18 protein-coding genes and 1 tRNA gene are annotated in these 16464 nt (G+C 67.0%); 7 read left to right on the forward strand and 12 right to left on the reverse strand.

The window, feature by feature from the left end:
• Nucleotides 1-129: 129 nt before the first annotated feature.
• The 3 genes from RXV90_RS19410 to speB all read right to left on the reverse strand — a co-directional run bounded on the left by RXV90_RS19410 (nt 130) and on the right by speB (nt 3059).
• On the reverse strand, nt 130-1350 hold the full coding sequence (locus RXV90_RS19410; protein ID WP_316650806.1) for a tyrosine-type recombinase/integrase: 1221 nt from the start codon (nt 1348-1350) through the stop codon (nt 130-132).
• A 200-nt stretch (nt 1351-1550) separates the two neighbouring features.
• Nucleotides 1551-2084 carry an AAA family ATPase gene (locus tag RXV90_RS19415; protein ID WP_316650808.1) on the reverse strand — a complete coding sequence of 178 codons (534 nt, stop codon included), beginning with the start codon at nt 2082-2084 and terminating at the stop codon, nt 1551-1553.
• Nucleotides 2085-2096: 12 nt separating this feature from the next.
• A complete protein-coding gene (speB, locus tag RXV90_RS19420; protein WP_316650810.1) occupies nt 2097-3059 on the reverse strand; it encodes an agmatinase in 963 nt (320 codons plus the stop codon).
• A gap of 129 nt (nt 3060-3188) precedes the next feature.
• Here speB and RXV90_RS19425 point away from each other — a divergent pair, with 129 nt between their 5' ends.
• From RXV90_RS19425 to RXV90_RS19450, 6 genes are all read left to right on the forward strand, one after another.
• A complete protein-coding gene (locus RXV90_RS19425; RefSeq protein WP_316650812.1) occupies nt 3189-4010 on the forward strand; it encodes an aspartate dehydrogenase in 822 nt (273 codons plus the stop codon).
• 59 nt (nt 4011-4069) lie between these two features.
• Nucleotides 4070-4801, forward strand: coding sequence for a B3/B4 domain-containing protein (locus tag RXV90_RS19430; RefSeq protein ID WP_316650814.1), 732 nt, complete (start codon nt 4070-4072; stop codon nt 4799-4801).
• A 262-nt stretch (nt 4802-5063) separates the two neighbouring features.
• Nucleotides 5064-5219 carry a light-harvesting antenna LH1, beta subunit gene (pufB, locus tag RXV90_RS19435; protein ID WP_316650815.1) on the forward strand — a complete coding sequence of 52 codons (156 nt, stop codon included), beginning with the start codon at nt 5064-5066 and terminating at the stop codon, nt 5217-5219.
• Nucleotides 5220-5231: 12 nt separating this feature from the next.
• Nucleotides 5232-5573, forward strand: a complete 342-nt coding sequence (locus tag RXV90_RS19440; protein ID WP_316650817.1) for a light-harvesting protein — start codon at nt 5232-5234, stop codon at nt 5571-5573.
• Between the two features lie 97 nt (nt 5574-5670).
• Nucleotides 5671-7125, forward strand: a complete 1455-nt coding sequence (locus RXV90_RS19445) for a PucC family protein (protein WP_316650819.1) — start codon at nt 5671-5673, stop codon at nt 7123-7125.
• Nucleotides 7122-8174 carry a PucR family transcriptional regulator gene (locus RXV90_RS19450; RefSeq protein ID WP_316650821.1) on the forward strand — a complete coding sequence of 351 codons (1053 nt, stop codon included), beginning with the start codon at nt 7122-7124 and terminating at the stop codon, nt 8172-8174. Before RXV90_RS19445 ends, RXV90_RS19450 begins: the two co-directional genes overlap by 4 nt.
• A 57-nt stretch (nt 8175-8231) precedes the next feature.
• On the opposite strand, the gene RXV90_RS19455 is transcribed toward RXV90_RS19450, so the two are convergent.
• The 9 genes from RXV90_RS19455 to RXV90_RS19495 all read right to left on the reverse strand — a co-directional run bounded on the left by RXV90_RS19455 (nt 8232) and on the right by RXV90_RS19495 (nt 15762).
• Entirely contained in the window at nt 8232-8798 is a 567-nt protein-coding gene (locus RXV90_RS19455) for a hypothetical protein (protein WP_316650823.1), read from the reverse strand.
• A gap of 173 nt (nt 8799-8971) precedes the next feature.
• A tRNA-Glu gene (locus RXV90_RS19460) sits at nt 8972-9046 on the reverse strand.
• Between the two features lie 56 nt (nt 9047-9102).
• Nucleotides 9103-9654, reverse strand: coding sequence for an AAA family ATPase (locus tag RXV90_RS19465; protein ID WP_316650825.1), 552 nt, complete (start codon nt 9652-9654; stop codon nt 9103-9105).
• Nucleotides 9635-11398 (reverse strand): single-stranded-DNA-specific exonuclease RecJ, encoded by a 1764-nt coding sequence (gene recJ / locus RXV90_RS19470; protein ID WP_316650827.1) that lies wholly within the window; start codon nt 11396-11398, stop codon nt 9635-9637. The genes RXV90_RS19465 and recJ overlap by 20 nt, the downstream gene beginning before the upstream one ends.
• Before the next feature lie 74 nt (nt 11399-11472).
• Nucleotides 11473-11943 (reverse strand): hypothetical protein, encoded by a 471-nt coding sequence (locus RXV90_RS19475; RefSeq protein WP_316650829.1) that lies wholly within the window; start codon nt 11941-11943, stop codon nt 11473-11475.
• Nucleotides 11943-12896, reverse strand: a complete 954-nt coding sequence (gene glpX, locus RXV90_RS19480; RefSeq protein ID WP_316650832.1) for a class II fructose-bisphosphatase — start codon at nt 12894-12896, stop codon at nt 11943-11945. Before glpX ends, RXV90_RS19475 begins: the two co-directional genes overlap by 1 nt.
• Before the next feature lie 104 nt (nt 12897-13000).
• A complete protein-coding gene (locus tag RXV90_RS19485; protein ID WP_316650834.1) occupies nt 13001-13948 on the reverse strand; it encodes an Acg family FMN-binding oxidoreductase in 948 nt (315 codons plus the stop codon).
• Between the two features lie 108 nt (nt 13949-14056).
• Nucleotides 14057-15343: a homoserine dehydrogenase gene (locus RXV90_RS19490; protein ID WP_316650836.1), complete on the reverse strand. Its 1287-nt coding sequence runs from the start codon at nt 15341-15343 to the stop codon at nt 14057-14059.
• 152 nt (nt 15344-15495) lie between these two features.
• Nucleotides 15496-15762, reverse strand: coding sequence for a hypothetical protein (locus RXV90_RS19495; protein WP_316650839.1), 267 nt, complete (start codon nt 15760-15762; stop codon nt 15496-15498).
• Nucleotides 15763-15840: 78 nt separating this feature from the next.
• On the opposite strand from RXV90_RS19495, the gene RXV90_RS19500 reads away from it, so the two are divergent.
• Nucleotides 15841-16443, forward strand: a complete 603-nt coding sequence (locus tag RXV90_RS19500) for a TetR family transcriptional regulator (protein ID WP_316650841.1) — start codon at nt 15841-15843, stop codon at nt 16441-16443.
• Nucleotides 16444-16464: the final 21 nt, after the last annotated feature.

The following is a 16464-nucleotide window of genomic DNA, read 5'->3' on the forward strand; positions in this document are numbered from 1 at the left end:
ATAAGCTGGAACCACAACGAGCCAGGGCCTCCGTTACAGATCAAGCCACCCTGTCCCAAATCATCTGACGACGGACAGTATAGACTAGCGCGCCAAAGACACGGTAGCCCGCATCAACTTATAGCACCCCTAGGCGTCCCTTGCAACACTATCTTGTGCCTCATTCCGAAAATTCACCACTGAAGTTCCATACGGCTTACCTAGCAGTTTAGCCCACCGCTCCATCAAAACGCGCCGCTGCTCCAGAAAATCCGTCCGCCGATAAGCCCGCTCGACCGCTGCCCCCGTGACGTGACCCAAAGCCGTCTCGGCCACATCACGCGGTGTGTTCGTCGCTTCCGCGCACCAGTCCCGAAATGACGACCGGAACCCATGGGGCCGCGCCTCCATCCCGCGCCGTTTCATGAAAGAACTCATCGTCATGTCGGATGTCACGCCTTTGCGGACACCTGGGAACAGAAAGCCGTTTCGGGCGAACTTCCGCGCCTCCTGAATGACCTCCTGCGCTTCGGTCGATAGCGGCACCCGGAACTCGGACGTAGCCCCCACGCGGCCTTTCATCGCCTCTGCAGGGATGGTCCAGACATCGCCATCAATCTGGTCTTCGTGGATGTGGCGCAAGGGGTAAGACCGGACCGCTGTCAGGATGAGAAGACGCAAAGCCAGTTCGGTCACTGAACCGCCAAGGCTCTGGTAGAAAGCGGGAACCTTCTGCCATTTCAGGGCAGGGACGTGCTTTGGCGTGTGGCGCTGTTTGCCCAGAAGGGCGCGTGCCTTGTCTGTCGCCTGAAGGTCCACGTCGAGACCCAGAGCTGCCGCGTGACGTAAACAGATGCTCAGCCGGTTCATCGCCTTTCGAGCGGTATCGGCTTTGGTGTGCCAAATCGGAGCGAGCGTGTCGCGGATATCGCGCTGGTCGATTTCAGCTATCGGCATTCTGCCAAGCTTCGGCAGAACATGCAGTTCCAGTGGCGTAAACCAGCGGCCCGCTTTGCCGTCGCCCTTCAGCTCGGCCTTTCGGCTTTCGAATGCATCGAGCGCGATCTCACTAAGAATGTGCATGTTGCGCTCCGCCTCTCGGCGCTGGCGCTCCCGCTCCTTGATGGCATCCTTTCCCTGCCGCACCACCGCGCGCCACTTCTCGGCCTCTGTACGTGCGTCCTTTAGGCCAACATCGGGGAACCGCCCCAAGCCCATTTCATGGCGCCGCCCATGAATGGTGTATCGCAATACCCACTGCGCCCCGCCATCGGCGCGTTTATAGAGCCAGAGGCCCCCGCCGTCGGAGTGCTTCCCTTGAGGAGCGGCCTTCACGGTCGCGGCGCTGAGCTTGTGCAGGGCACGGGCCATTTCAATCCCCCTAGCAATCCCCCCACAACATATGGGGTATAGTGGGGTAGAATGGGACGGGGTGAAACGACTAAGTCACTATATGACTATATTTTACAGAATTGGTGGGTCAGGTTGGGGCATCAAGATATAGTTCTTTGATGCCGTGTGGGGGCACCACCACAGACAGAAAACCCGCCGTCCATCGGCAGTTTGCCCGGCTATGCGCCCTTGAGTGCATTGCGAACAAAGGCGACCCGCTCCGCCACGGGCGCCTTGGGCAGGCGCAGCACCCGGTGTCCCGGCGCGTCCAGTGCCCGCTCGATCCGCGCGCATTCCGCGGCGGCTGCGGCGAAGCCGTGCGGACGATCGTCATCGGTGGCAAAGATCTCGGGCCAGGGCGGCGCCAGGAACACAGGGTCGGCATAGGGCGACCCATCCAACAACGTATCGGCCAGGCACGCGCCCCCCGCGTGCTCCAGTGCCACCGCCGCATCGATCGGCCCCCGGTCGAAGAACACCCGGCCCGCCATCCGGTGCGTGGCCTCCAGATCCGCCCGAGACACCTCCACCGCCCGCCGCGCGAAAGCCAGCGGGTCGACCCAAGCCAGGGCCGCGCCGGTGCCCGCACGCGCCTCGGCCACGATCCGGCGGCCGGGCTCGTCGTCGCAGCGCTCTCCCGCTTCGCGAAGCGCTGCAAGCAAGGTCGACTTGCCGCCCCCGGAGCAGCCGGTGATAAGAACGCATGTCGTCACGCCGTTATTGCGTCACGCCCCCGGCGCGCCGCGTCGCTTCACGCCGGGCAGGGCACAAAGCATCTCGAACAACAGGTTTGCGGCGATCAGCGCCGTGTTCCCCGACGGATCATAAGGCGGTGACACTTCCACAAGATCCCCGCCGACGAGGTCCAGCCCCATGCATCCCCGCACGATCTCAAGCCCCTGCCACGACGAAAGCCCGCCCGATTCCACCGTCCCCGTGCCCGGCGCGAAGGCCGGGTCGAGCGCGTCGATGTCGAAGCTTAGGTAAACGGGCGCATCGCCGATTTTCTCCCGCACCTCCTCCATCAGAGGCGCGAGAGAGCGGTACCAGCACGCCTCCGCCGGCACCACGGTCCAGCCTTTCTCGCGGCCCCAGTCGTGATCCTCGGGCGTATAACCCGTGCCCCGCAACCCGATCTGCCAGACCTTGTCGTTGATCAGGCATCCGTCCTCCCAGGCCCTGCGGAACGGCGTGCCATGGGCCACTGCCTCGCCGAACATATCGGGGCTCGTATCGGCATGGGCATCGACATGGATCAGCGCCACCGGCCCGTGCCGTTCCTTGATCGCGCGCAGGATCGGCCAAGTCAGGGTGTGATCGCCGCCAAGCGTAAGGGGTACCGCCCCGTGGCGCAGGACCTCGCGGTAATGCTCCGTGATGATGTCCGCCGTGGCCGGCAGGTTGAAGGTGTTGATCGGCACATCCCCGATATCGGCCACCTGCAGGCTTTCGAAAGGGGCGGCGCCTGTCGCCATGTTGTAGGGCCGCATCATCCGGCTTTCGTCGCGGATCTGCCTTGGCCCCAGCCGCGTGCCCGCCCGGTTCGACGCCCCGATATCCATCGGGATTCCGATGAAGCAGGCATCAAGCCCTTCGGCCGTCGCCTGTGCGGGCAGCCGCATCATCGTCGCCGGCCCGCCGAAGCGCGGCATCTCGTTGCCCCCAAGCGGCTGGTTCAGATCAGGCATGGCAAATCTCCCTTCTTCATCTTGCCGCCAGTGATGAAGAGAAAGGCCGCCCGGTGCAAACCTTTCCGCCCCGCACTTCCGGCCCTATGACTGGCCGGGCGCCCGCAGATCGGTTCGGGCGGCAGGCAGTTGGAACGTCTCATGCATCTCGGCATCATCGGCTATGGCAACATCACCGAAACGCTTCTCGGGCTTCTCGAAGCCGAACCGGTTGAAGCCCTCACGGTCCTCGTCCGCCCGGGACGGGAGGCGCGCGCCCGGTCGGCGCTTGCGGCCTCGGCCGCTGCGCCTTTTGTCACGGTAGTCGACACACCCGACGCCCTCGCCGACGCCCGCCCCGATATCGTGGCGGAATGCGCGGGTCAGGGGGCTGTCGCCGATCTCGTGCCGCCGCTCCTCGATGCCGGTCTTCCGGTGATCGTGGCCTCGGTCGGCGCGCTGGCCGACGATGCGCTCGCCGCCCGCCTCAACGCGGCCGCACATGCAGGGGGCACCCGGATCATCCTGCCCGCGGGCGCCGTCGGCGGTGTCGATCTCCTCGCGGCCCTCGCGCCGGCAGGCGGCCTCAGCGTCAGCTATCGCGGGACAAAACCGCCGGCGGCGTGGAAGGGCACCGCCGCGGAGGCGTTCCTCGATCTGTCCGCCCTCACCGAGCCAGCCGTTTTCTTCCGGGGCAACGCCCGCGAGGCGGCGCAGACCTATCGCAAGAACGCCAATGTGGCCGCGACGCTGGCCCTCGCCGGTCCCGGCTTCGCGGCGACGTCTGTCGAACTCGTCGCCGATCCGGCGGCCCGCGCAAATATCCACCATTACGTCGTGACCTCTGCGCTCGGGCGCTTTGCGGTCGAAATCGAAAATGCTCCGTCGCCGGGGAACGCGAAAACCTCCGTCGCCACGGTCTATTCCATCCTGAGAGAGATCAACCGCATGCGCCGGGCGGTTGTCATCTGACGGGCACCACGCCATCGTCCCCGGCAACGGATCGCCGGATCACGAAGCAGGGGTGGCATATGGCCGACAACGTCACATTCGAAATCGACGCCAGCGTGATCGCGGCCTTCCCCGAGGTCGAGGTTCTGGCCCTGCGCGCCGTCATCCCCGATCAGGCGGCACTCGCCCCTGTGGTGGCCGGACAGGCCGCGCGGATCGAGGCCGCCATGGCCGAGATCGCAGCGGTCGATCCGATCACGGCCCTCCCCGAAATCGCGCGCTGGCGCAGGGCTTACGGCGCGCTTGGCGTGAAGCCGTCGAAATTCGCCTCCAGCATCGAGGCGCTTCTCCGCCGCGCCCGCAAGGGGCAGATGGCGGACACCGGAATTCCGGCGGTCGATCTCTACAACACGGTTTCGGTGATCCACCGCGCGCCCATGGGCGCCTATGACGCGGCGCGTCTGTCGTCAGACCCCCTGCGGCTTCGCCAGGCCGATCCCGCGGCCGACAGCTTCGCGCCGCTGGGCGGTGATCCCGCCTCCTTTCCGCTCAACCCCGAACTCGTGGTTTACGCGCAGGGGGCAGGGATCTTGTGCTGGGGCTTCAACACCCGCGACAGCGCGGCCACGGCCGTGCACGAAGGCTCCTCGGATATCGTGTTCTTTTCCGAGACGGCGGCTGCGGACGGTGCCGCCGCGGCGGGCGCCGCGCTCGAGTCTCTTGCTGTGTTGATCGGGGCGGGCGGGGGAACGGCCGGCCCGATCTGCCGGTTTTCGGCGGCCCGGCAGGCGGGGGACATTTCGCGTCCCTGACGCGGTTCTCTCAAGAAAAAAAGCAGGTTAGTGCGTCGTGATCCTCGGGATTCCGTCATATCCGGGTGTATTCGGCACGCCAGCGGGACACCTGAAATATGTAAAGAAAAATTTACACTATTATTGTCTACAAATTATGACATAGTAGCGACATGGTGACGCAGGCGGCGAAATGGCTCAATCGGCCCGATCGCAGCGGGGGCGGGGCAAGTGCTCACCCGGCGGGCACCGCGGGAACGAAAAATCTTAGAAGGAAAACGGCATGTCCGATGATCCAGACAAAGTATGGCCAACCGGCCTTACGCTGAAAGAAGCCGAGGAAGTCCACAGCTACATCATTGATGGCACACGGGTCTTCGGTGCGATTGCGCTTCTGGCGCATATCCTCGTCGCATTCACCACGCCCTGGCTCGGGTAAGGGAGGCCTCTCATGAACAATGCGAAAATGTGGCTGGTCGTAAAGCCGACCGTGGGCATTCCCCTCTTCCTCGGCGGTGTCGCCGTTGCGTCCTTCGCCGTGCACGTTGCCGTGCTCTCGAAAACCAACTGGTACGAAGATTACCTGATCGGCGCCGAGCTTGGCTCTGGCGAAGGCATGGCGTTCTTCAACAGCACCGATACGGATGACACCGTGAAGCCGGCCTCCTATGCAACGCAGCTTCAAAGCGGCGCGCAGGAACTGACCGTCATTCTTCCCGACGGCACCACGACCAAGGCTGTTCTGGCTCCGGATGTCATTGCGGCATCGGCACCACTCAGTGTGGCCAACTAGAGCAAGCTGACACCTGCCGGAACTGCTTCCGGCAGGCGTGTTATCCCAAAGCCATCGGCCGTCCCGTCCGCAGGACGGCCGGGCCCATGGTGGATTTATGGCCTTCGACTACAAAGCATTCGCGCTCGGCAAGCTGACCCGGATCGGGCCGCAATACATGCCGTTCGCGGATGTGGCGACAGACGACGTGCCGCTGTCGCGCCTCCTTCGGCTTTCGCTCTTTCAGGTCACGGTGGGGATGGCGCTCGTCCTGCTCGTCGGTACCCTGAACCGGGTGATGATCGTCGAACTCAAGGTGCCGGCCACTCTGGTGGCGGGCATGCTGGCGCTTCCGCTTCTCTTCGCGCCGCTGCGCGCGCTCATCGGCTTCAAATCCGATTCCCACGTTTCCGCCCTTGGCTGGCGGCGTGTGCCCTACATCTGGAAGGGCACGCTCTATCAGTTCGGCGGCTTCGCGATCATGCCCTTCGCGCTTCTGGTCCTGTCCGGTTTCGGCGAGGCCGTCGATGCGCCGCGCTGGGTCGGGCTTTCCTCCGCCGCGCTCGCGTTCCTGCTGGTGGGGGCAGGGGTCCACATGGTACAGACGGTGGGCCTCGCCCTCGCGACCGATCTCGTCCGGGAAGAGGATCATCCCAAGGTCGTCGGGCTGATGTACGTCATGCTCCTGTTCGGCATGGTCGCAAGCGCGCTCGTCTACGGGCTTCTTCTCGAACCCTACACGCCTGGCCGCCTGGTGCAGGTCATCCAGGGCACGGCGGTCGTGACCGTGGGCCTGAACCTCTGCGCCCTCTGGAAGCAGGAGGCGCGTGACAGGATCCGTGCCCGCGATATGGAAACGGCGCCCCGGCAAAGCTTCGGCGCGGCCTGGGGCCGCCTCGTGTCGACACCGGGAACGATCCGGCTGCTGGTCGTGATCGGTCTCGGGACCTTCGGGTTCGGCATGGCCGACGTGCTTCTCGAACCCTACGGGGCCGAAGCGCTCGGTCTCTCCGTCGCAAGCACAACCAAGCTGACGGCGCTCTTCGCCACCGGCACGCTGATCGGCTTCGGCATCGCCTCGCGCGTGCTCGGACGCGGGTATCCGGCAGTGATGCTGGGGCGCATCGGCGCGGCGATCGGCGTCCCGGGCTTCGCGGCCATCGTCGTGTCGTCCTCCGGCGGCGGCGTGCCGCTCTTCCTTGCGGGAACGTTCGCCACCGGTCTCGGCGCGGGGCTGTTCGGCCATGCCACCCTCACCGCGGCGATCCGCCGGGCGCCCAAGGGCCAGATCGGCCTCGCGCTCGGTGCATGGGGCGCGGTTCAGGCCACCTGCGCCGGGCTCGGCATCGCGCTTGCCGGCGGCGTGCGCGATTTTCTCGTCGCAACGGGCGGTCTTGCCGGACTTCCGGCGCACGCGCCCTATAATACAGTATTCGGGATCGACATCGTCTTCCTGGCCCTGGCCGTCATCGCCGCGATCCCGCTCGGCGCGGCCCTGTCCAGGAATGGCGAAACACCACAGTCGCTGCGGTCGCCCGCAGACGCGCACCCCAACCCGGTGGAGGCATCATGACAGTCGTCATTACTCGGTACTTCGACAGCGCAGCGCAGGCCCGGTCCGTCAAGCACGAACTCGTGCACTGGCGCCGCTTCTCCCTCAAGATCCTCGATCTCTTCGAAAGCCCAAGGGGCCTTGCGGCAGCCCTGCAAGCCGACCACGTCGAACCCGAAACGATCCGCGCCTATGAAGAGAGGCTGGCGAATGGCGGCGCCGTCCTACTCGTCCGCGCCGGATACAAGCCGCTCGGCGTCGCCCAGATCACCCGCGATGTCGCGGCCGAGATGGGCGCGGCGGATATGGGCGATCTCGTGGAAGAGGTCTACGTCAAGGACGAGGTGCGCACCGCGACCCTCAGCCTGCTGGAAGATCATCCGCTTCTTCTCTCCCGTCCGCGCGATCACAAGAAGACGGCCTATTACATGGCCGACTGGCCCATCGCCCTGATCAGCCGGCGCAAGCCGCTTCAGGGTTCGGTGATGACGAGCCATCCGCATTTCACGAAGGAGTTCTTTCCCCTTCTCGACGAGCGCAAGCCCTATACCGGCTCGATCATCAAGCCGCACGCGCATATGGCGAATTTCCCGATCCCGCTGATCAGCCGCCGCAAGCCGTCGACGGCCTCGATCATCCCGCGCCACGCCCACATGGCGAATTTCCCGATCCCGCTGATCAGCCGGCGGCGGCCCTCGGGGCGTTCGATCTTCCCGCGGCATCAGCGCATGGCCACCGTGCCCTTCCCGCTGTTGATCAACGAAGAGACGGGGAAAAACGCCCTGATCCCGGGTCAGCCCCACATGGCGAACTTCCCGATCCCCCTGATCAGCAAGCGAAAGCCATCGACGGCCTCGATCTTCCCGCGCCACGCGCATATGGCGAACTTCCCGATCCCGCTGATCAGCCGGCGCAAGCCATCCACGGCGTCGATCATCCCGCGCCACGGGCACATGGCCGAATTCCCCTGGCCGCTCGTCATCCGCCGCTCGAACACCGCGGCCCCCGACGGCGGCTCGGGCTTCTCGTTCTCGAAGATGCTGGGAATGCGGACGATCACCCGCAAATAGAAACGATCTGCCGGTGTCCCGGGCGCAGCCCCGGGACATCCGCGCCCCGAAAAGCGCCTACTGCCGCTTCAGAAAGCTCGAAAGCGATCGCTGCTCGGCCCCGTTCCGGAAACTGCTGAATTCAAGCTGCAGCCCGCCCTCGGCAAGGGTCCGGTCGTATTGCTGGATCTCATAGCCCCCGGTCGCATCGACGAACAGCGCATAGACGGTCAGCGTATCGCCGTTCAGCTGCCCCCAGACATAGGGTTCACCCTTCATCGGGTCGAGCTGCACGTCATGCCCGAACAGATCCTTCTTCATCGCGGCCGCGAAAAGCCCGTCTTCCTTGCTCGGCACGAACCCGATCTTGTAGGAGCGTTCCTTTGTGCGCCCGTCGGGCCGGAAGGTGATCGTGCCCCAGGCGACCGAGAACCCGGCGTCGCTTTGTGCGATCTCCACATTCAGATCGCGGTTCTGCTTTGTGCCGTCCGCGAGAACAAGCTCGGCAGATCCGGAATACGTGCCCACGAAGGGCTCGATCCCGGGCACCTCCGCCAGCGCGGCCACCGCCGCGGACAGGGAAAGAACCAGGCCGGCGGCCAGGCCCAGGATGGCTCGGCTCAGGAAAATATCACGTGCTGTCATAACAGGCCCTCATCTGGCATCGGAAACGCATGCCCTCGAAATACCGGCATGCCGATCAACCTTAGCCTATGAGCGCGCCCCGTCAAAAGCCAGTCACGTCTCCGCGCTTGCCAGGTGAACTTGCGTCCCCGGCCGGAGCCCAGCAAGGACGCGACGAAAACTGGAGGAGAATGTGGCAGCCCGTAGGGGAATCGAACCCCTCTTTCCAGGTTGAAAACCTGGCGTCCTAACCGATAGACGAACGGGCCTTACCGGTGGTGAGGGGCTATCTAGGGAAACCCGCGTGGGGAGGCAAGCGGAATTTTCAGCCAAGCCCCGTTCCCGGTTCGGCTGAATCCGGAAGGGCCCTGATCAGCGCCGCAAGGCTCTCCTCTGGCGGCATGCCGCAGGTCTCGATGCGAATGTCGGCGTGCTCCACCGGATCCATCCCCAGCGCGCCAACCTTCCGCCAGCTCTTCCTCCCCGACTGCGCTCGCGCTTCGATCCGGGCCTGCCGGATGGCAGGGTCCGAGCACAGGGTTTCGATCCACAGAAGCTGCGCTCGGGCCCGCGCCGCCACGTCCGTCCAGGGATGCCGCAACGCCGCTGTCCAGTGCACCGCGTCCGCCACCACCGGGCGACCGAGCGCCAGGTTCTCCGCCGCCAGACTCCGCGCCGCACAATAGGTCCCGTCCTTCGCATCGCCCAGCCGAAGCTCTGACTGGAAAAGCCCGTCGCGAATCGCGTCAACCCTCAGGTAGGCCGCTCCCAGATGGCGCGCCAGCCCGGCGGCCAGCGTCGATTTCCCGGTTCCGGGAAGGCCGCAGAACACGCAAAGGCGCGGCCCCGCCAGTTGCTCACCCGGCGGGCGCGGCATCCGACAGCTTCACTTGGGCCCGCGCGCGCCCGTTCCAGTGATTGATCTCCAGGTGGCCGGCAAGGTGAAACCGCGCCCCGCCATGGGCCAGAAGCGCGGGGCCGAGCGGCCCCTCGAACGCCCCGAAGACGATCGCCTCGGCCTGCGGCCCGCCCGTGTCGCCGAACCGGATCTTCAGATGCGTCTCGCCCACGCGGCGCGCATCGGTGATCCGCTGGTCGGGAAAGGCGAAGCGCGGGGCAGGGGCCGCCTGCCCGAAGGGGCCCGCCGCCTCGATCTGTTCGACAAGCTCCGGCGTGGCGGCCCCGGCCATCATCAAACCGTCGATCCTCAGGCTCCGCGGTCCGTCCGCCCCCGCGCCCTGCCGCGCCAGAAGCTCCGACAACCGTGCCATCGCCGCCTCGATCTTCGCCTCCGCCACGGTCAGTCCGGCGGCCATCCGGTGCCCGCCGCCCTTCTCCAGAAGCCCCTCCGCCGCAAGCCTTTGCACCGCCGCGCCCAGATCGATGCCGGGGACCGACCGGCCCGATCCCTTGCCCATGCCGTCTTCCAGCCCGATCACCACCGCCGGTCGCCCCAGCGCTTCCTTCAGGCGCGCCGCCACGATGCCCACGACCCCGGGGTGCCAGCCCGCGCCGGCGGCCCAGGCAAGCGATGCCTCCGTCCCCCGGTCTTCCGCCTGCGCCAGGGCGGCCTCGCGCACCGCGGCCTCAATTTCCCGCCGCTCGGTGTTCAGCTGGTCGAGCCGTTCGGCCAGCGCCGCCGCCTCGTGGGGGTCCGCCGTCGCAAGACAACGCGCGCCCAGATCGGCCGCCCCGATCCGTCCGCCGGCATTCACCCTGGGGCCGATCACATAGCCCAGGTGATAGGCCGCGGGCGGCACATCGAGCCGCGCGACATCCGCAAGCGCCCGAAGCCCGGGGCGCGCCCGCCGCCCCATCGCCGTCAGCCCCTGCCGCACGAAGGCCCGGTTCACCCCCGTCAGCGGCGCCACATCCGCCACCGTCGCCAGCGCCACGAGGTCGAGAAGGGCCATCAGGTCGGGCGTCGGCGCGCCCGCCGCCCGCCGCTGCCGGTTCGCCTCCACAAGCATCAGGAACACCACGCCCGCCGCGCAAAGATGGCCAAGCGCGCCATCCTCGTCCTGCCGGTTCGGGTTCACCACTGCGAGCGCCGGGGGCAGGGTCTCGCCGCCAAGGTGGTGGTCGAGCACGATCACGTCCGTGTCCCCCGCCGCCGCCAGCGCCTCGTGCGACAGCGTCCCGCAATCGACACAGACGATCAGGTCATGGTTGCGCGCAAGCTCGGCGATCGCGGGCGCATTCGGCCCGTATCCCTCGTCGATCCGGTCCGGGATATAAAGCGTCGCCACCCGTCCCAACGCCCTCAGCCAGTCGATCAGAAGCGCGGCCGATGCCCCGCCATCCACGTCGTAATCGGCGAAGATCGCGATTTTCTCGCCCCGGCCGGCGGCGGCCACGAACCGCTCCGCTGCCGGCCCCATATCCTTCAGCGTCATGGGGTCGGGCAGCAGATCCTTGAGCTTCGGCGCCAGAAACGCCTCCGCCTCCGCGCTGTCGATGCCGCGATCGGCCAGCACGGCGCAGACGGGGTCGGGCAATCCGGTATCCTGCCGCAGCCGCTCTGCCTGCCGCGCGGTTTCAGGCTCGGGGCCGGTCCACCGACGGCCGGTCAGTGACGCGGCGACACCAAGAAAATCCGGCACGGTGTGATCCTTCGGCATATCCCGAGATGTGGTGTTAGGGGCGGTTTTGACCACTATATCTTACGATGCTTCCGGGCGAAAGGCCGGCGTCTTCACTTGGAGGCGCAGAGGCCGGAACGGTGGCAGTCCACCACCGCCTGCTCCCCCGCCGCATCCAGTGGCAGGGCGTTCGACGGGCAGGGCCCCAACGACACGATCTGCCGCTGGCCGTCCTCGCGCACCGCGACCAGAAGGTCGTGCCCCGCTTCCGGGGGCGGTGCGCACCAGACCGACAGGCAGGTCAGTTCAACGGCAACCACGCTGTCGAAAGGGGCGGAAAATCCCAGCCGGCCAAGCGATCTGCCCTTGAGCCGCGCCTCGAACGTGACCGGCGCGTCTTCGGCTTTGGCGCCCGCATCCGGCACCCTGTCGAACCGGCCCGACACGATCCGGTAGGGATCGGCACTGTCCCGCGCCTCGGTGTAAAGCCGCACCGGATCGGGCGGCAGGCAGGACAGCGCCAGGGCAGGGCCCGCCAGACCGGCGAGAACCGCCGCGACGGCCAGCCTGCCGCCGCGCCACATCACGTCGGGTTGCGATAGGTCATCCGCCGGATCGACCCGGTCTTTGACCGCATCAGCATCGTTTCGGCGGTCAGGAACCCTGGCTCCCGCTTGATCCCCGGCAAAAGCGAGCCGTCGGTCACGCCCGTCGCGGCGAAGATCACGTCGCTCGTCACCATGTCGTCCCGGGTATAGACGCGGTTGAGGTTCTTGATCCCGGCCTTCTCGGCCCGCCCCTTCTCGTCGTCGTTGCGAAACAGAAGCTTGCCGAACATCTGACCGCCCATGCATTTCAGGGCGGCGGCTCCCAGAACGCCCTCCGGCGCGCCGCCCGATCCCATATACATGTCGATCCCGGTGATATCGGGCTCCGCGCAATGGATGACACCCGCCACGTCACCATCGGTGATCAGCCGGATCGCCGCGCCCGTGGTGCGCAGTTCCGCGATCATCTCCTCGTGCCGCGGGCGGTCGAGGACACAGACGGTGATGTCTTCGGTCGAACAGCCCTTCGCGGCAGCGAGCGCCGACACCCGTTCCGACGGCGACATGTCCATCGTCACGATCCCACGCCGGAACCCGGGGCCGATCGCCAGCTTTTCCATATAGACATCGGGCGCGTGCAGCAGCGTGCCCCGCGGCGCCATCGCAATCACCGTCAGCGCGTTGGGCATGTCCTTCGCCGTCAGCGTCGTCCCTTCCAGCGGGTCAAGCGCGATATCCACCTCCGGCCCGTTTCCCGAGCCGACTTCCTCGCCGATATAAAGCATCGGCGCTTCGTCACGCTCGCCTTCCCCGATCACCACGGTGCCCCGGATGTCGAGGCGGTTGAGCTGATCGCGCATCGCGTTGACGGCGGCCTGGTCGGCGGCCTTCTCGTCGCCGCGTCCGATCAGACGGGCCGAGGCCATCGCGGCGGCTTCTGAGACCCGCGCAAGGCCAAGCGACAGCAGGCGGTCATGAAATTCGGGCATCTTCAGCTCCGGTGGTTGGGATTGGGTCCTGGTCATCCCCTACCGTCGCAGCGGCAGCGGGGCAAGATCGGTCTCTCCTGTGCACGTCTGCCCGGCTCATGACATCAGCGCTCGATCACCGCGTCGAGGTTCCGCCGCGGCGTGGGGTCGGAAGGCGCCTCGGGGTAGCCAAGGCACATCAGACTCTGCGGAACGCCCCCACGATCACAGAGGTCCGAAAGCCGGGGGCGAAGATAGGCCACCTGTACCGGCTGGTTGAGGTATCTCGCCTGAAGCCCCGACGCCGCCGCGATCAACAGCACACGCTGCATCGCCTGACCCGCGGCAATCCGGTCCCTGGGCCCATCCGCACCGGTGCCGATGACGGCAAGCACAGGTGCAGTTTCCGCAAGCGCTGCGTCCTTCGTGGCGATCCGGTCGCCCATGTCGATCGCCCGCACCACGGTGCGCGCCACCGGAGCGAGGACACCGGGCAGGGCCAGCCCGTCACCCTGCCGGCGCGGGTGCATCCATTGCGCCAGCTCCCGCCTCCAGTGCGGATTGGCCCATTGCGCCGCGTCGCCCTCCGCGACAAGCGTTGCAGCGGCACGGCGCCGCTTCGGATCGTCCAGAAACTCCGCCCACGCGCCCTCGGCCTCCGCCGCCGCGGCCAGCGATGCGATCTGCCGGTCATCGGGACGATCCGCCTTGAAGCTGCCGTGGCATGTCCGGCGCAGGCCGATCGCACCGGCCCACGTGCGCAGGGCGGCGTCCTCGCCGGGCGTCAGCTCCACCAGGGCCAGAAGATCCTCGTCATCCGCCTCGGGCAGCACGTTAACCGATGCTTGAAATCCGCGATCCGCAGCCGCGACGCGCAGGTTGAACAGCGCGCAGCCACAACTGATCAGCAGCTCCCGGTCGTCGGGGTCGTTGACCGGCAGGGCGCGGGTGCGGTCCGCGTAAAGCGCGATACCGTCCGGGCGCGGGGCAAAGATCCATGGTTGCGTGTTGTGGCTCGACGGGGCCAGAACCGCGTGGCCGATCAGCGCCTCGAACAGCCCGTCTTCTGTCATATGCCTGTGTCCCCAGGTCCGAGTGGCGGGCCGGAACCGGCCCTCGACGCCACTCTGGACGACAGACCGCGCCGCGTATTGACCCGGGTCAAGCAGAACGGCGGGCGTTCAGACCTCTTCGATCCGGATCGCCACCGGATCGCCGCTCAGAACCCCGGTCTTGCCCATCGCGGCAATCGCCTCGTCCAGCGCGGTCTTCGTCGTCTTGTGCGTCACGATCAGAACCGGGGCGGTCGGCTCGTCATGGCCGTATTGCCGCATCCGGTCGATCGAAATGCCCGCATCCCCCAGAACCGCCGCGATCTTCGCCAGCGCGCCGGGTTTGTCGACCAGCGCCATCCGCAGGTAATAGGGCGCCGAGACCGAGGCTTCCGCCCCGCGCGCCGGGCGCAGCGCGGTGGCCGGCTGTCCGAAGGTCGACAGCCGCGTGCCGCGCGCGATGTCGATCACGTCCGCCATCACCGCGCTCGCGGTCGGGCCCGCCCCGGCGCCCGCGCCCCGCAGCACGATCTGGCCCACCGCGTCGCCCTCGAGGACGACCATGTTCGTTCCGCCCTCGAGCTGCCCGAGCGGAGAGGTCGCGGGCACGAGGCACGGGCTCATCCGCTGCTCGAGCCCCCGTCCGGTCATCTGCGCCACGCCCAGAAGCTTGATCCTGTAGCCCATGTCGGCGGCCTGCCGGATATCCTCGATCGAGATCCGTTCGATGCCTTCAAGATCCATTGCCCCGAAATTCACCTTCGTCCCGTAAGCGATTGACGCGAGGAGGGAAAGCTTGTGCCCCGCATCGATCCCGCCCACGTCGAGCGTGGGATCGGCCTCAAGATACCCCAGCGCCTCGGCCTCTGCGAAGACCTCGTCATAGGGCAGGCCGGCCGATTCCATCCGCGTCAGGATGTAGTTGCAGGTGCCGTTCATCACCCCCATCACGCGGGTGATCTCGTTGCCCGCCAGCCCCTCGGTCAGCGCCTTGACGACGGGGATGCCGCCCGCCACCGCGGCTTCGAAGCGGATCACGTGATCGCGGGCTTCGGCCGCCTCGGCCAGTTCCTGCCCGTGCAGCGCCAGCATCGCCTTGTTCGCGGTCACCACGTCTTTTCCGGCGGCGATCGCGGCCTCGACCGAGGCTTTCGCAGGGCCGTCCGAGCCCCCCATGAGCTCGATGTAGAGATCCACGTCATCCCGCGTGGCGAGCTTCACGGGATCGTCTTCCCAGGCGAAGCCCGCAAGCGACACGCCCCGGTCCTTGTCCCGCGACCGGGCGGAGACGGCCGTGATCTCGATCGGGCGGCCGGCCCGGGTGGCGATCAGGTCGGGATGGGTCTTGAGGATCCGGACAACGCCGGCCCCCACGGTGCCGAGACCGGCGATGCCAAGGCGAAGGGGCGCAGTCATGGGTCGTCCTCTCTCAGGGGCTGTTCTGCGAGACTTCGCTTAGCGCAAGGCGCTCGGGGCGGCAATCCGTTGGAGGGGACGGAGGGGGCGCTGCCCCCGCCGCGCGTGCCGCGCGGCCCCCCGGGATATTTCCGGCCACATGAAGGGGCGGGTCAGTCTGGTGCGTCGCCGTTGGCAAGGGCCGCGGCGCGGCCGCGCAGCGCATCGCCGCGGGCCTCGAGCGCGGCATTGGCGGCGAGCTCCTCTTCCCGGACGTCTGCATCGAGCGCGAGGATTTCGGCCGTGGAGACAAGGTCCGGATACTCCGTGCCGGGCGGCGGCGGCCCAAGCGCCGCGTCCACCTCGGGCCGCCGGTCGCAGGCGGCCAGAAGGGCCGTGGCCAGGCAGGCGAGGATCAGGGTCTGGCGCGCTTCATCCATGGCCGCGACGCTAGGCGCGCCGGCCGCGCGGCGCAAGCTCCGCTTGATATGAACGCCCGTTCATATAGCATTGCCCCCATGGCGCGCAAATCAGGCTCCCATTCCGAAATCACGCGGCCCCGCATCCGCGATGCCGCCCTGCGGCTTTTCGCCCGGCATGGCTTTGCCGCCGTCTCGATGCGCCAGATCGCCGCCGAAGTCGGCGTGCAGGCCGGGGCGATCTATCTTTATTTCGAAGACAAGCAGGCGCTTCTTTTCGAACTGATGGACACCCATATGGACGATCTGCTTGCGGCCTGGGAGGCGGTCGTTCTGCCCGAGGATGCGCTCGGCCGGCTGCGGGCCTTCACGCGCTTTCACATCGCCTATCATGTCGAGCGGCCCGACGACGTCTTCATCGCCTACATGGAGCTGCGCAGCCTGACGCCCGGGAATTTCGCCGTCATCGAGACCAAGCGCCGCGCCTATGAGCGGATCCTCGAAGACCTGCTCGAAGCGGGCCGGGCCGACGGCGTGATCGATGTCGAGGATGTGCGGATCACCACCATGGCGCTCATCGCCATGCTCACCGGCGTCAACACCTGGTACCGCGAAGGCGGGCGGCTGGCGCGCGAACGGCTGGAGCGGATCTACTGGGGCATGGTCGAGCGCATGATCACCGGCGCCCGCGTCCCCGCCTGAGGGCGGCGGCGACAAAGGCCC

Origin of the sequence: Ovoidimarina sediminis, from assembly GCF_032586175.1 — a bacterium.
GTDB classification, from domain to species: Bacteria; Pseudomonadota; Alphaproteobacteria; order Rhodobacterales; family Rhodobacteraceae; genus Ovoidimarina; species Ovoidimarina sediminis.

Bases quoted from the DNA above. Each gene is read 5' to 3' on its own strand.
- RXV90_RS19410 (WP_316650806.1), bottom strand. From the start codon at position 1,350: ATGGCCCGTGCCCTGCACAAGCTCAGCGCCGCGACCGTGAAGGCCGCT.
- speB (WP_316650810.1), bottom strand. From the start codon at position 3,059: ATGCCTGATCTGAACCAGCCGCTTGGGGGCAACGAGATGCCGCGCTTC.
- RXV90_RS19430 (WP_316650814.1), top strand. From the start codon at position 4,070: ATGGCCGACAACGTCACATTCGAAATCGACGCCAGCGTGATCGCGGCC.
- pufB (WP_316650815.1), top strand. From the start codon at position 5,064: ATGTCCGATGATCCAGACAAAGTATGGCCAACCGGCCTTACGCTGAAA.
- RXV90_RS19440 (WP_316650817.1), top strand. From the start codon at position 5,232: ATGAACAATGCGAAAATGTGGCTGGTCGTAAAGCCGACCGTGGGCATT.
- RXV90_RS19445 (WP_316650819.1), top strand. From the start codon at position 5,671: ATGGCCTTCGACTACAAAGCATTCGCGCTCGGCAAGCTGACCCGGATC.
- RXV90_RS19450 (WP_316650821.1), top strand. From the start codon at position 7,122: ATGACAGTCGTCATTACTCGGTACTTCGACAGCGCAGCGCAGGCCCGG.
- RXV90_RS19455 (WP_316650823.1), bottom strand. From the start codon at position 8,798: ATGACAGCACGTGATATTTTCCTGAGCCGAGCCATCCTGGGCCTGGCC.
- RXV90_RS19465 (WP_316650825.1), bottom strand. From the start codon at position 9,654: ATGCCGCGCCCGCCGGGTGAGCAACTGGCGGGGCCGCGCCTTTGCGTG.
- recJ (WP_316650827.1), bottom strand. From the start codon at position 11,398: ATGCCGAAGGATCACACCGTGCCGGATTTTCTTGGTGTCGCCGCGTCA.
- RXV90_RS19475 (WP_316650829.1), bottom strand. From the start codon at position 11,943: ATGTGGCGCGGCGGCAGGCTGGCCGTCGCGGCGGTTCTCGCCGGTCTG.
- glpX (WP_316650832.1), bottom strand. From the start codon at position 12,896: ATGCCCGAATTTCATGACCGCCTGCTGTCGCTTGGCCTTGCGCGGGTC.
- RXV90_RS19485 (WP_316650834.1), bottom strand. From the start codon at position 13,948: ATGACAGAAGACGGGCTGTTCGAGGCGCTGATCGGCCACGCGGTTCTG.
- RXV90_RS19490 (WP_316650836.1), bottom strand. From the start codon at position 15,343: ATGACTGCGCCCCTTCGCCTTGGCATCGCCGGTCTCGGCACCGTGGGG.
- RXV90_RS19495 (WP_316650839.1), bottom strand. From the start codon at position 15,762: ATGGATGAAGCGCGCCAGACCCTGATCCTCGCCTGCCTGGCCACGGCC.
- RXV90_RS19500 (WP_316650841.1), top strand. From the start codon at position 15,841: ATGGCGCGCAAATCAGGCTCCCATTCCGAAATCACGCGGCCCCGCATC.